At 36.9% G+C, this 14,827-nt stretch carries 11 protein-coding genes; 10 read left to right on the top strand and 1 reads right to left on the bottom strand.

Annotation, left to right across the window (positions count from 1 at the left end; genetic code table 11):
• The 10 genes from ACLIBH_RS05345 to ACLIBH_RS05300 all read left to right on the top strand — a co-directional run.
• A partial coding sequence (locus ACLIBH_RS05345; protein WP_439315658.1) for a leucine-rich repeat domain-containing protein occupies window positions 1–1,465 on the top strand: 1,465 nt, incomplete at its 5' end.
• A gap of 930 nt (window positions 1,466–2,395) precedes the next feature.
• Entirely contained in the window at window positions 2,396–4,354 is a 1,959-nt protein-coding gene (locus tag ACLIBH_RS05340; RefSeq protein ID WP_439315657.1) for a histidine kinase, read from the top strand.
• Entirely contained in the window at window positions 4,335–5,465 is a 1,131-nt protein-coding gene (locus ACLIBH_RS05335) for a response regulator (RefSeq protein ID WP_439315656.1), read from the top strand. Before ACLIBH_RS05340 ends, ACLIBH_RS05335 begins: the two co-directional genes overlap by 20 nt.
• Before the next feature lie 305 nt (window positions 5,466–5,770).
• Complete coding sequence (locus ACLIBH_RS05330) at window positions 5,771–9,145, top strand: InlB B-repeat-containing protein (protein ID WP_439315655.1); 3,375 nt, start codon at window positions 5,771–5,773, stop codon at window positions 9,143–9,145.
• Window positions 9,146–10,085: 940 nt separating this feature from the next.
• Window positions 10,086–10,526: a MarR family winged helix-turn-helix transcriptional regulator gene (locus ACLIBH_RS05325; protein WP_439315654.1), complete on the top strand. Its 441-nt coding sequence runs from the start codon at window positions 10,086–10,088 to the stop codon at window positions 10,524–10,526.
• 95 nt (window positions 10,527–10,621) lie between these two features.
• Window positions 10,622–11,575: a ring-cleaving dioxygenase MhqE gene (gene mhqE, locus ACLIBH_RS05320; protein WP_439315653.1), complete on the top strand. Its 954-nt coding sequence runs from the start codon at window positions 10,622–10,624 to the stop codon at window positions 11,573–11,575.
• A gap of 23 nt (window positions 11,576–11,598) precedes the next feature.
• Window positions 11,599–12,492 (top strand): VOC family protein, encoded by an 894-nt coding sequence (locus ACLIBH_RS05315; RefSeq protein ID WP_439315652.1) that lies wholly within the window; start codon window positions 11,599–11,601, stop codon window positions 12,490–12,492.
• 3 nt (window positions 12,493–12,495) lie between these two features.
• Window positions 12,496–13,116, top strand: a complete 621-nt coding sequence (locus tag ACLIBH_RS05310) for a flavin reductase family protein (protein WP_439315651.1) — start codon at window positions 12,496–12,498, stop codon at window positions 13,114–13,116.
• Between the two features lie 28 nt (window positions 13,117–13,144).
• Window positions 13,145–13,738 carry an alpha/beta hydrolase gene (locus tag ACLIBH_RS05305; RefSeq protein ID WP_439315650.1) on the top strand — a complete coding sequence of 198 codons (594 nt, stop codon included), beginning with the start codon at window positions 13,145–13,147 and terminating at the stop codon, window positions 13,736–13,738.
• Between the two features lie 92 nt (window positions 13,739–13,830).
• Window positions 13,831–14,010, top strand: coding sequence for a hypothetical protein (locus tag ACLIBH_RS05300; protein WP_439315649.1), 180 nt, complete (start codon window positions 13,831–13,833; stop codon window positions 14,008–14,010).
• A 201-nt stretch (window positions 14,011–14,211) separates the two neighbouring features.
• On the opposite strand, the gene ytxJ is transcribed toward ACLIBH_RS05300, so the two are convergent.
• Window positions 14,212–14,550: a bacillithiol system redox-active protein YtxJ gene (gene ytxJ / locus ACLIBH_RS05295; RefSeq protein WP_439315648.1), complete on the bottom strand. Its 339-nt coding sequence runs from the start codon at window positions 14,548–14,550 to the stop codon at window positions 14,212–14,214.
• Window positions 14,551–14,827 lie beyond the last annotated feature (277 nt).

Genomic DNA, 14,827 nt, shown 5'->3' with positions numbered 1-14,827 from the left:
CATAGAATTCTTGCACATTGGCCAGAATGACGTTAGTGATAGTACAGCACTAAAAAATTTAACGAATTTAAAACATTTATATGCTTTTCATAATCACATTAGTGATATCACAGCATTACAAAACCTAGAGCAACTTACACAAATTTATCTAAGTCATAATCATATTAATGACTTCTCTCCATTACAAGACCTTAACAACGCTACAGGCCGATTCGATAACCAAAGCATTCAACTGGATGAAGTCGAAGTGTTATTAACTTCTAGAACATTAGAAATTGACAATCCACTTATTGATATAGATGGTACAGTTTTTGACAAAGTAAATGTTATCGATGGATCGTATAGGAATCCGACAATTAAATGGGATGGATTGACCGGATCGGAAACGGAAAGAACGTTTACATTTGATGATGGAGAACAATACGGAGTTTCTGGAACCGTTACACAGCCGATAAAATGGGTAGTAGATGAAAAGCCAGTTATCCATGCATCAGACATAAGTATTTTACAGGGTAGTCAATTTGATGCTCTAGACCAAGTAACAGCAACAGATAAAGAAAGTGGTATTTTAACGGACGCTATTAATGTGATTAAAGATGAGGTTGACATTTCAGTTCCAGGTTCATACGAAGTAGCGTATGAGGTCACGGATAACGGTGGTCAAAAAGTAGAAAAAACAATTACAGTTACGGTCATACCTATAGAACTGAGCATTCCACTTGGTACTAAGACAGAAGTTTTCCCAGGACAGATCGGAACGGTTGAAAATACGGGTACGACAATCACTTTCCCAAGTGATCTACCTTTATTTACACTTGTAACGATAACAGATCAAGGTGAAACGGCAATTGTAACAGATGCAGAAGGTATTGAGCGGGCTGGAGATGTATTAGAATTTCATTTCGAATACTTAGAAGGACAAAGTTTTTATGACTCATTTGAGCTGACAATGTCTTATGGGAATGGGTTCAGCACAGAAGTTGATATCTATTATTACAATGAGGTCTTGAAACTGTGGGAAGTACAAAATGGTATAATGGATGTTAGTGAAAACACGATCACCATAAATCCAAATCATTTCTCTACGTACGGTGTGTTTGCATTAGTAGAAGATGGTCCTAATATTGAAGAACCAGTGGACGAAGATTATCCTCGAATGGAAGACCCAAGTACGGAAATACCAGAAGATGTGGATAAGCCGGATTCAGAAGAGTCTAGTACGGAAACACCAGAAAACGAGGAAAGACCGGGTTCAGAAGACCCTCAAGGTGAAGGAAATTCCAATGGCGATGATGACAAAAGTACGACAACCGTTACTGTAGAAGATGACAGTGGAGGTAAGGATGGTAAGGGGTTACCTATGACGGCAACGAACACCTTCTTTATAATTGCCATCGGATTTACCATTATAATACTAGGTGGAATTTCTTTCGTATTTATTCGCAGAAGGGAATTAAAACAATAATAGTTTACTCTATTTGTAAAAGGTAGGAGGTCATTAGATTCTCCTACCTTTTTATATAAATATCGTAGTTACTGAAAGGAAATAATCCGTCTGTGAGGAAAGATTTGTGTGAAAAAATATTGCTAGCTTTGCTTAGTTCAATTTTGTACCCTTTTTGGTTGTGGATGTAATGACGGTACAGAAGGTTAAGAAAGATTTCTGATCTGCTTTATAATTATGCATAAAATCATTTATTAAAAATGGGACGGCCAAGAAGTAAAAGCCAACTTTGGTTCAAATAACACCTATTGTAAACGATAAGATATTGATAGACAATTGCAATGATTTTTCTGATTGAGTCACGTATTTGTGGGTGTTATTTTAAGAAGTTAAAAAACCGCTCTTTGTATTCGTTAATTTTAGTATTGATTCCTACCGACCGCAGAGGAGTCTAAGCCGTGCCCGCGGAAAGCATCCACCTGCAGTGAACATCAACGGTGTTATTCATGTGTTTATCGTTCGAAGTAAAATTGATCACATATTATCTAGTTAGATTCGTGCATCTGTTCCCCCACAAACATTTTACTCATACAATTTTTCTTTATGTCTCAGCATCTGTCCTAGCGTATATCCTTGTTTTTTAGTAAACCTACATTCATAAAGAGTGACGGGTATAGATAAAATTCCCCCTATACTGGCATGCGGATATAAAGCAGAACGTATAAACCTTGCTAGTACATCAACTTTTATACAATTTCCCCTATCATTTTAGCCAAATTTAGTTTAAAATTTCTAACATACCTTTTTTACTAAATTGAGGCACCACTTGAATTTTTCATCATACGAATCTCCAACCACGATGTCCAGTTATCCAACCAACATTATCCCTTTTATTGCACATTTTGTTACTGATTTAGCTCTGAAAAAGGGGAGTAAGAGAGGAGCGGCGATTTGAATTGGACGAGGAAAGTAGTTCTATGGCTGTTATGTTTCATTATCGTTGGCTTAGGCATTTATTACTGGCATGCTCTACATAATGAGGGGCTTGTTAAGCGTGGGGAAGTAAATATATCGGAAACGAATTTTGCAAACAACGGCATATTAAAATTAAATGGTGAATGGGAATTTTATTGGGGGGAACTACTTACCTCTGAAGCTATAGGGCAACTAGATACAACACCTTCATATATTAAGGTTCCAGGAAGCTGGATTCGTGACCTTGATGGCAATCGATATGCAAATAAAGGGTTTGCAACGTATCGGATGAGGATAACGGATATTCCTGAGAATCATTTTTTTGGAATGAAAAAATCAAATATTCGCAATGCAAGTAAAATATTTGTCAATGGTGAGCTGGTGCTAGAGGACGGTAAGGTTTCGCAGACAATGGAAAAAAGTATTCCGGGTAATAATTCTGAAATGGTATATTTTGAAATGAATGAATCGACTGCAGAAATTATTATACAAGCATCCAATCATGAATATATTGTTGGAGGTATATCCAGACCAATTTTATTTGGTTCGCAAAGAGAAATGATAAAAAGTCACCAGCAGAGTATTATATTTGAATTTGCGATGATATTTATTGTTTTTATGGTAGGAGTTTTTTATGCGATTTTATTTGTAACGAGTAAATATTATCGGGAAAAGGAGCCAGCAACCTTTGCTTTAGCATTTGCTTGTGTATGCTTTGGTATTATGGGAAGTATCTATAGTGAGCGAATTATAACGATTATTATTCCCGAAATAACGTTGAGTTCAACATTACGCTTTGGCCATATCGTGAATGCGTTATCTGGTATTTTTGTCTTATTGGTTGTAAATAAAATAAATGCCACATTTCTATCGAATCGAGTGAGAAATGTAATTGCAATTATATTTGGCTTTTTAATCTTGTTTGCACTATCGCTTCCATTGGAAATATACTTAGGAACATTAACGTTTTATATGATTTTTGGTGTTTGTGCATTTTTTATCATGTGGCTTAGAGTCTTTTGGTTATTCTTCAACAAAAAGCACGTTATTAATAATTCAGTGGAGCATGTAACCTTAGTTGTTGCAATGTTTTGTGTATTTCAGTTTTGGTTTGATGTTACTATTTATAGCTTTGGACTAACGTCAAATATGAATGTTGCATTTTTTTGTATGGCTGTTTTTAGTATTGCTATCGCATCCCTATTAATCCATCGATACACACTTTATTATAGAAAAAGTGCCGAGTTATCCTATGAACTATTAGAAGCACTTAACATTGTTTCAGAGAAATCGAGTCAGGTGGATGAGAAAGAGCTCGCTTTTTTACAGGCACAAATTAAACCGCATTTTTTATTTAATGCATTAAACGTAATTGCATCTTTGGTTTTAACCAATAGAGATAAGACGTATGAGTTAGTATTATCATTAAGTGATTATTTGCGTGCGAAGTTTGATTTTTATAATAAAGAACAGTGGGTGAGCATCCATGACGAATTAGATTTTATTTCTGCTTACCTAAAGATTGAAAAAGCTAGATTTGAAGAAAGGCTAAAGGTTATCGTTTCAATTGAGAAAGGTGTAGATTTTGTTGTTCCGCCATTTATTATCCAACCATTAGTAGAAAATGCAGTGCGTCATGGAATAAATATGAAAAAAGAAGGTGGCACGGTTACGATTACTATTAAAAAAACAGCGGAAGGTCATATCATTTCTATTGCGGATGATGGCATAGGAATCGCAGAAGATAAGCTACATACCATTTTACATAATAACCGTTCGAATGGTGAAGGAATTGGATTGCACAATATTCAGACACGAATGGAGCGATTATTTGGGTATGGTTTATCGATTGAAAGTGTACAAGGAAAAGGTACAACGATCTCAGTACATATTCCAAATCGTGGGGGCATTAATAATGAAATTCCTCTTACTTGATGATGAAAGAATGGCGCTCGAGCATTTGAAGCACATTTTTGAAAAGGATAAACGAGTAAAAAAAGAAAATATACACTCTTTTGTTTCCCCAACAGAGGCATTGGCTTGGGCGCAGAAAGAGCACGTGGAGGTTGCTTTTATCGATATTGAAATGCCTGAAATGAATGGTTTAGCCTTTGCGAATAAATTGAAGTTGATGCAACCGCAAATTGAAATTGTATTTATCACTGCTTATCAGGATTATGCTGTAGAAGCATTTGAACAATATGCACTTGACTATTTATTAAAGCCGGTGCGGTTACAGAGAATGGCACGCACAATAGATCGAATCGAAAGTCGAATAAAGGAAAAAAGAAGCCTTGAAAAGTCATTGGAGGTCACTACGATATATGTGATGGGAAATGTATTTATTCAAGTGAATAACAAAGAAATTGATTTAAAGTGGCGTTCTGGTAGAGTAAGGGAATTATTTTTATTATTACTACATTTTCGAGAAAGAGCGATTTCAAAGTTTGAAATAATTGATATTATTTGGCCAGATTCCACAGATAAAAAAGCTACTGCCCATTTACATATGACGATCTATCGCTTGCGTCAGTTATTACGCACGCACCAGCTTGACATATCTATTAAGTTTCAAAATGATTCGTATCAAATGGTGTTAGGTCAAAGGATTGAGACGGATGTAGATCAGTGGTACAAGCATTTGAAAAGTTACCCAACTGTTACACAAGAAAATGTTAGAGATTGTATTGCAGCACTTTCCTTTGCAAGAGGACGTTACATGGAAAATTTGGACTACACGTGGGCAACTAACGAGCAGACTTATTTACAAAATCTATATAGAAATCGGTTAATCGATATTTCACGTTGCTTGTCTGAAGCTAAACAGATTGATGAAGCAATTATGTATTATGAGAAAGTATTAGAGCTACCCTTTCACGATGACACGATTGTGTTGGAGCTATTTCAACTATACGCTTTGAAAAAACGAAGTCAGGATATTGTCCGACTTTATAAAACACTAAAACAATTTTATCAAGAAGAAATGCACGTACCAATGAATCGCACAGTTAATCAATGGTATAAGGAATGGAAAGCGAATAATTAAATCACATTTTTTTTCGAGAAAAGCTAGGTTTATTTTACTAGATAAATAGACTTAGCTTTTCTAATGTTAAGTCTATGTTTAGTGTCGTAATATATAATTTTGTAGGAAACTGTAGAAAAATAGCTATAGGAGTGGTTTACTCCGATTGCTAAGAGTTAATGTGAATTCTAGTATATAAGGCTTAGTTTCGGCTGTATTATAAGTATCGCATCGATTTCTTACAATATAAATAGGCGTAAAGGATTGTTTATTAATCGCGTTTAGGAGTTTACCTTTATATAAAAAATGAATGATGGAGGGGTTTTATGAAGAGACGAAATGTTAGACGGTTGAACAAGGGGATCAGCATATGGATCATTATTATGTTATTGTTGCCGATGTTGCCGGCAAAGCCGATGAGTGCCTCGGCAGCTGCATCACAACCAATAACCATTGCGCAAGGGGACAGGAATCTAGGGATAAATGATCCATTTACATCAGCATATTGGAATATTGGTCATGACGCTGTTTTGCAAAATGACCGCATTGTTTTAACGCCTGCGGAAGGTAATCGTAAAGGATTTGCTTATATGAAAAATAGTATTCATTTAAGCGAGGACTTATCTTTTAATGCAAAATATTCATTTAAAATATCTGAATCTGACTCTTCAGGTGCTGATGGGATTGCTTTTGTAATTCAAAGTGAAAGTAATACGGCTGGTGCTGAGGGAGAAGGAATGGGATATAGTGATATTACACCGAGTGTCGTAGTGGAGATTGATACATATAGAAATCCTGGTATCGACCCTTCTGAAAGTCATATCGCTATAATGAAAAATGGTAATTATAGGCAGCATTTAGCCTCAAAAAACTTACCGAGCATTGACAAAGATGATACAAAGCAGTATTCGGTTTGGGTTGATTATAGTGCGGGTCAAATGAAGGTGTATTTCGCTGAGGATAATAATGGAGATGCTACAAAGCCAGAAATTCCACACTTAGACTATCCTATTAATCTAAAAAATATTTTTGGTGAGACGAGGGATGTCTTTGTAGGATTCTCATCAGCTACAGGCGGTTCGTGGTCCAAACATGAGATTCTAGGTGTTTTATTTGATAGTGAGTATACGTCGGCTGGAATTAAAGAAAATGATAACTATGTGCAAGCACCAAAGCCCGCAGCACCCGCAGCAATGAGTATAACGAAGCAAGAGGATCAAGCGTATACAGTAACTCCGGAAGCAGGAAAAACATATATTTTCTACGAGAATGAAAACGATGTGAAACCAATCGCTTCAGGAACTGAACTGGTCATTGAACCAAGTATGAATACAAATGGAAAAAAATATTATTATTCAATCGTTGATAACGGTGTGCAAAGTGATCGGGCTCCGATTGAAGTTTTAATGGAGGATAAAGGTATCTTTACTTCTTCCGGGTCAACAACTTTTGAAATTGGCCAATCGGTAATAATTGATGCACATATTACGATCGATATTTACTCTCGTCCAACGTTAGACAAGGCAAGCGTTGTTATCGATAATTTCGAAATTGGGGATAAGCTTTTATATGAAAATCAAAGTGGCATAACGGGAACGTATGATAATGAAAATGGTGTATTAACACTTACAGGAGAGGCAACTGTTGAGGAGTATCGGGCAGCTTTAAGGTCTGTTGCATTTACGACTACTTCTACTAATGCAGCAGAGCGTGAAATCACGTTTACCATTTCACCAAATGATGTAAACATGTCAGATAAAAAAGTTATGAAAGAAGCTACATATTCTGCTCAAGTAATTGATGGTAGCGGGGATGGGGCGTACACCTTTGGTACAATAGTAAACATTACTTCCAATAAAGCACCTGTAGGACAACGGTTTAAAAATTGGGAAGTACTAAGTGGAGATGTGGCATTAGCAAATGCAAAAGAGTCAACTACTACGTTTCCAATGCCAGCTGGTCCAATAGAAATAAAAGCAATTTATGAGTCTATTTATACGATGGAAGTACAAAATGGAATTGGAGCAGGTACGTATGCTGAGGGAGAAACAGTAACGCTCACTGCCGATAAAGCACCTGATGGACAACGGTTTAAATCATGGGAAGTACTAAGTGGAGATGTGACATTAGCAAACGCAAAAAAGTCAACTACTACGTTCACAATGCCTGCTAATCCAGTAGTAGTAAAAGCAACGTATGAAGTAATTCCTTATGAGGTAGCAGTGGAGAATGGTACAGGCGATGGCGTGTACACCCCTGGTACAATAGTCACTATTACTGCAGAAGAAGCTCCTAATGGACAGCGATTCAACTCCTGGGTTGTTACAAAAGGAGCAGTTGACTTTAAGCAAAGCGCGTCAGCAGAAACAACCTTTAAAATGCCGTCAGAACCTGTAACTGTTAAGGCAGTGTATAAGGATTTAACAGAAGAAGAAATTAGAGAGCAGTTAGAAGAAGTAGTTAACGATTTAACACTCGAAACAGCTTTTACATTCAGTGAAGGAGATACATGGGAAAGTATTACATTACCATTCTTAATGTTAACGGAAGGCATGCATGATACAGCGATTGACTGGACTTCTAGTAATTCAGATGTAATTTCAATTGATGGTCATCGTGCTACTACGCATCGACAGGAAAAAGGGGAATCAGTTATCTTAACAGCAACAGTTTCTAAAGCTGGTTATTCGATCAATAAAACATTTCTTTTAATCGTAAAAAGTAACTTAGTTGATTACAAGGAAAGTGAATCAATAAAACGCGAAGCAGGAATTAAGTATGGTAAGAAAACGGAAGCCTTGGACGTAATCGAACGTATCAATCTATACGACGACAATAATCTGCTTATAAATAAGATAGATAAGCTCATTGTTGATGAGAACATGCTTCCTTCAAGCTTGAATAACCGTTTTTCTGTATATTTAACTGATAATCAAAATGATCCAGCAGATGAATTAGCTATTGAAATTAACTCATCTGCCTTAAAGAAAATCCAAGGTGACTTAGAAGTTATAACAGATCAAGCGACTATTTTAGTAAGTAAAGAGGAAATAAACCGCTTGAATAAAAGCTTATTAGATTTATATTTCCGAGTGGTGCCTGTACGCAATCAGCAAGCTAGAGACGATATCGAAAAAAGAATCACAGCAGACGCATCCTTAAAATCACTCTTGAATTCTATTCATAAAGAAGCGATTGCAAAAATGGTAGGAACACCAAAAGAAATTGAAACAAATTATTCTGGATATCGTACAGAAATTATACTACCAATTACAGAGTTCTACTATGAGGGTATGAAATTAGATAACATTCGCGTTTTTATTGAGCATAGTGATGGAACGATTGCTATTCAAGAGGGTACAATCACTTACGATCAGGACAGACCTGTTGGCTTCAAATTTGCGATCGATAAATTTAGTACCTTTACTTTATTAGAGATAGAAGCACCAGTTGATGCAAGCCCTGATGCAAATGAGAGGGATAATGGAGCTGGTGGACAAGAGTCAACTGCGGATTATACTAACTCAAACGGTAATCAAGGATCAATTGATGATAATAATGAAGATGTAAAAGATAATGAGCAAGGGGAAACATTACCTAAGACAGCATCAAATATGTACGCATACTTGTTCATTGGTTTACTCCTATTAATTACAGGTCTATCAATTTATTATTATAAACGATTCAGAAAGCAAGGCTAAATGAGACTTTAGCTTTTGCAACTTATAAAGATAGTAAATATGATCTGAATTGTAAAAGATAGTATTTAATAATCCGAATCAAATCATATCCACTGGGTGGTATGTAAGTCAAAAATAGGTAGTTACGGTGAATATTATGAGTATGCTTGTCATTTGATAGCTTAGATTAATTCACTACGTTTCTGATAATATGCCATAATTTTGCCAGCTCGTATTATGGTTCTTTGTCAAATGAGGTGATGATGTTTTAATTCGAGGAATACGTACTAATTAAGTAGAACGAAACATGGAAGCTTGCGCTCTGATTTCACTGACTTGCTACAGCCGACAGGCTTTCCGCGGGCACGTCCTCCGCTTCTGTAGCTCCTCTATTCGAGTCGCTACAGTGATCTTCGGACGCGTGCTATTTCCGCAGAAGTCCGTCGACTTTTCGTTCCAGTTAGCTATAGAGGGCTAATAGCCTTATTGCACACACTTCAATGCTGTTTCATTTGCATTGGAGTGTGTTTCTTTATTCTGATTGCCCTATTTTTGGTTATATAGGTAGTTGCGACAAACCTTATTCTTTTAATTGTTTCTATTGATATAATTACATTGAAAGTTTTAGCTACCATTAATTTGTTTTTAGTTACCTTCATACTGGTAATTGAATTATTATTCGGTACATAAGTTGTTACCGTTGGTTCTATATTGAACAGCAGATCGATAAGGGGTTCCGGAATAATTCGATATTTTATTCTTGATCTAAAATCGCAGTGGAACAAACTGTACATACACATTACTAATAATTGCACCTATTTATCACTACTCAATTTGAAGTAAATATATTAAAGGTAATATGAATAAGCTTTAAGGGTTGCATTGTCCGATCTTTCGTTATAAAATTAATTACATTAAATTTAATATAATTAATTTTAATTAATATAAAGGGTGTGCAGAAATGGAAGAGCAAGATCCACGAATCAAAGCATTCACCGTCTTTATCAAATCGTCACAATCTGTCAAGAAACTGATTAAGCAGGACTTCCTGAAAAAGGAAATTAATTTAAATGAGTACGCTGTGATGGAACTCTTGTACCATAGGGGTGACCAACCGATTCAATCAATCGGAAAAAGAGTACTCATGGGTGGAGGTAGTATTACCTACGTAATAGACAAGCTTGAAAATAAAGGGTTTTTATACAGAAAGCCATGTAAAGAAGATCGGCGTAAAATGTTTGCTTGCATCACTGAAGCGGGTAAACAATATATGGACACACGCGTTGAAGAACAAGAGGCATTGATTAACACTATTTTCGCGGAATGGGATAATGACGAAGTGGAAGAGGCAATCAATCTTCTTAAACGCATTGGTATACACGCTGAAAGTTTATTAAAATAAAGCTTGTGCATGTAAAGGGCACGAGTTTTAAAATAAGTTAATATCTCGAATTAGAGATAATTGCATTTAAATCAACTACAAAGGAGTTTATTGAAATGAAAGACGAACTACTTGGAATTCACCACGTTACGGCGATGACAGATAATGCACTTAGGAACTATACGTTCTTCACCGAAGTACTTGGAATGAGATTGGTTAAGAAAACAGTGAATCAGGATGATATTCATACATATCATACATTTTTCGCAGACGATGTCGGTTCCCCAGGCACAGACATGACCTTCTTCGACTTTCCAAACATTCCAAAAGGAATTCCTGGCACGAACTCAATTTCTAGAACAGGGTTAAGAGTGCCTGACGATGCGGCCCTTGACTATTACTTGAAACGTTTCAAAGAGTTTGACGTAAAAAACGAAGGTATTCAAGAGCTATTCGGTAAAAAAGTGTTGCCTTTTGAGGAAGCCGATGGCCAGAGGTATCAATTGTTCTCTGATGAAAACAATAAAGGGGTTGCACCGGGGATACCTTGGAAAAATGGACCGGTACCTGAAAATAAAGCAATTTACGGCTTAGGACCCGTTGAAATTACCGTAAGCTATTTTGAGGATTTCAAAAAAATGCTTACTGACGTTTATAGGATGAAACCAATACGTGAAGAAGAAAACGTGACACTACTTGAGGTAGGAAAGGGTGGCAATGGGGGGCAGGTCATTTTGAGAAATGATGATTCAACTTCAGCTCGTCAAGGATACGGACAGGTTCACCATGTTTCGTTTAGAGTGAAAGATCACGAGATGATTAAACAGTGGGAAGCGAAATACGACAAAATGGGAATACAACACTCCGGTATTGTAGACCGCTTCTATTTTGAAGCACTTTATACACGTGTCGGACATATTCTCATTGAACTATCAACAGACGGCCCTGGTTTCATGGGGGATGAACCATACGAAACACTAGGAGAAAGCCTTTCACTACCACCTTTTCTCGAGCCAAAGCGAGAAGAAATAGAAGCGCAGATTCGTCCATTCGATACAACGCGTTCTTAATCGTATAAAAAGGAGAAGATGACATGGAGACAATCAAAAGAATCCATCACATAACCGCCATTGTAGGAGATCCGAATGAAAATTTGAAATTTTATAGGGATGTTTTAGGACTCCGTCTAATTAAGCAAACGATAAACTTTGATGACCCTAGTGTCTATCACCTGTACTTTGGAGATCACAACGATTCACCTGGCACGGTCATAACATTCTTTCCTTGGACGAACAATAACTATGGTAAAAAGGGGAGTGGCCAGGTCGGAAGGATTGCTTTTAGAGTACCAAAAGGTAGCATGGACGATTGGAAGGAGCATCTGAAGGCTCAACATATTCAAGTTGAAATGACGCAACTTTTTGGTGATAACACACTTGAATTCGTTGATGCTCATGGACTTGAGCTCGCAATTGTCGAAGACGGAACAGAAGCGAATAATAAAGACATCCTTGGCTTTCATGGAGCTGTATTATTGTCCGGAAATCCGGAAGGGACGAAAGTACTGCTTACAGATCTCATGGGATTAAAAGAACTGGATAGCGCTGATGAAAATCATCACTTTGAAACAATAGGCGAGGAAAAGCATCACATCGTTATTTCAATCCCGCCGCAGCCGACTGGAAGATTCGGGATCGGAACGGTTCACCATATCGCTTGGTCCGTGTCGGGGATGGACGAGTTGAAAGAATGGCAGTCGAAACTAAAAAAAGAAGGCTTCGGCGTCACTGCAGTTAGAGACAGAAATTATTTTAACTCCATCTATATGGGGGAAAAAGGAAATGTCGTATTCGAATTTGCAACAGATGGCCCGGGCTTTTTCGTAGATGAAGATAAGGAATTACTAGGGACAGCGCTTAAGTTACCGGAACAATATGAACAAAATAGGCAGGAATATGAAACATTGCTGCCTGAATTGGACATATAGTATATGAAAAAAATGTTGAATTTCTCGCCACAAGACCTGACGACAAAAGAGAAGAAGAAACTTCTAATTGGATCAGTCGTACCAAGGCCGATTGCATTAGTCTCAACAATGTCAAATTCAGGTATAGTCAATGTCGCACCGTTCAGTTACTTCAACATCGTCACTTACAGCCCACCCATGCTGTCTATCGCAGTGCAGCGCTCTGAAGGAGAATCAAAGGACACCGCCAGAAATATATTTGAAAATAAAGAGGCGGTAATCCAAGTTGTTGATACAGATAACGTAGAAGCGGCGAATACGACTTCAGCACCGTTGGGTCCCGATGAAAGTGAGCTCGATCTATCAAATTTTACTACAGCAAAATCAAAAGCTGTCACTGTTCCGGGATTAAACGAAGCCAAAGTAAGATTTGAAACAGAATTGTATGATTCAATTGTTATTTTTAATGACGATAATATTCCTACTACAGATGTTTTAATGATGAGAGTAAAACACTATCATATAGAGGAAAGTATCTATCAAAATGGATATATAGACCCGCTGAAATTAAATGCCGTAAGCAGGCTGGCCGGTAATGATTACGCTGAAATAGGCAGGCTGTTTACAATAGAACGTCCTAAATAAAACGATAAATGTAAGGGGTTGGAAACGAATGAAGTATATTTATAATGAAAATAAAAAAGGTGCACCCGTATTTATACTGCTCCATGGCACAGGCGGTTCAGAAACAGATTTGGTCTCTCTTGCGGAATTACTTAATCCGGAGTATAACGTTTTAGGCATTAGGGGAAATGTGCAGGAAAATGGGATGAACAGATTCTTCAAACGTCATGGGGAAGGCCAGTACGACTGGGCAGATCTTGAATTTCGCGGGAATGAACTTTATAAGTTTATTGTAGAAAAATCAAACGAATATGATTTTAAGCTTGAAGATGCTGTTTTTGTTGGATTCTCAAATGGCTCCAACATTGCAATACAAATGATGCTCCAACACCCTGCTACATTTAAAAAAGCGGCCTTATTTGCTCCGCTATATCCGGCAGACGTGGCAGAAAAACAGGACTTCAGTGACGTGAAAGTATTCCTATCACTTGGTAAAGGCGATCCGATTGTACCTGAATCTGAAAGTAAGCGAGTCATCAATCTATTTAAAGAAAGAGGCGCTGAGGTTACAACCGCTTGGGTGAACGGTCACAGCCTTACACAGGAAGTCGCCTTAAAAGCGAAAAACTGGTTAAAAAAGTAATCATACGTGTTCAATAGGATAAAGGAAGCGCAAAAGATCTTAGCACTTTTATATCGGACTTTTGAAACCGCTAATAGTTAAAGTAAGTATTGATGATAAATCAATCAAATGAAATGGATGTGTTCATGCTTTACGATGATTTTGAACAAAAGAAGCTAATGGTACATATGAATGACTTATATGTTGTTTGGCAGCTCATTCATAAACAAGGCGGGAAAATAGCTTCCAACGTTCAAAACAATGAATTCAGTATGGATGTATCGTTTAGGTGATGGATGTAGAGCTAGTGTGTTATGTATAAAACAGATCGTATGAATCACTGTATATAATAAAATAGAACGTGCACGTCAGCTCAATGTCGCATTTATAAATAACTAAAAAACAGCTTCATTGAACAGCACCTCAGTAGCTAGACACGGCTAACAATTGAGGTGCTGTTTTTTTACATGCATGAGCACTTGTACATTATTTTTTTAATTCATGACTGCATTCATATGCGCTTTTGTTACAGACCAATGTGTAGCAGACCAGTATTTCTTTTGGTCTTTTATATAAATGATTTGAGGCGATTCGTGTTTAACGTCTAAATCCGCTTCGATTTTATTGGAAACCGGTCGAGATTCTCTCACCTTTACTAACGTATAATCTATATTTTCGTTCGGACGATCTTCTAAATAAGCATTGTATTCGTTTAAAGCATTCGTACTGACTGGACACGTAGTGCTGTGTTTAAGAATGACTTGATCTTTAGTGGCCGATTTTTTGAATATCTCGTCCCATTCCTCGATTGTTGTAATTTCCTTCCAATTCATTTTCAATGTCTCCTTTAAGTAATAATTATTATGATGAATATCTGGATTTAGTTTAACTTTACGTCAACATTGGAGCGTTTTCAAAAAAAATGCTTCATTCCGGATAGTGCAAAGCCTTAAACCGAATGTTGTTATGGTTTTTCAGTTAAATTGTTGGGATGTTTACCTTATCATATAAGGCTTTTCTCTAGCTTTTCCCTAGTTTAAAGTGTTTTTTCGTATCTACGAATATTTCTAAGGAGTAGACACACACTATCCAATGAAAAAAACTAAAAAG

Source organism: Virgibacillus sp. W0430 (assembly GCF_051846935.1).
GTDB lineage: Bacteria > Bacillota > Bacilli > Bacillales > Amphibacillaceae > JBPYCR01.
Note: the sequence above shows the minus strand (reverse complement) of the source record. Positions and strands in the feature narration are given on the sequence as shown.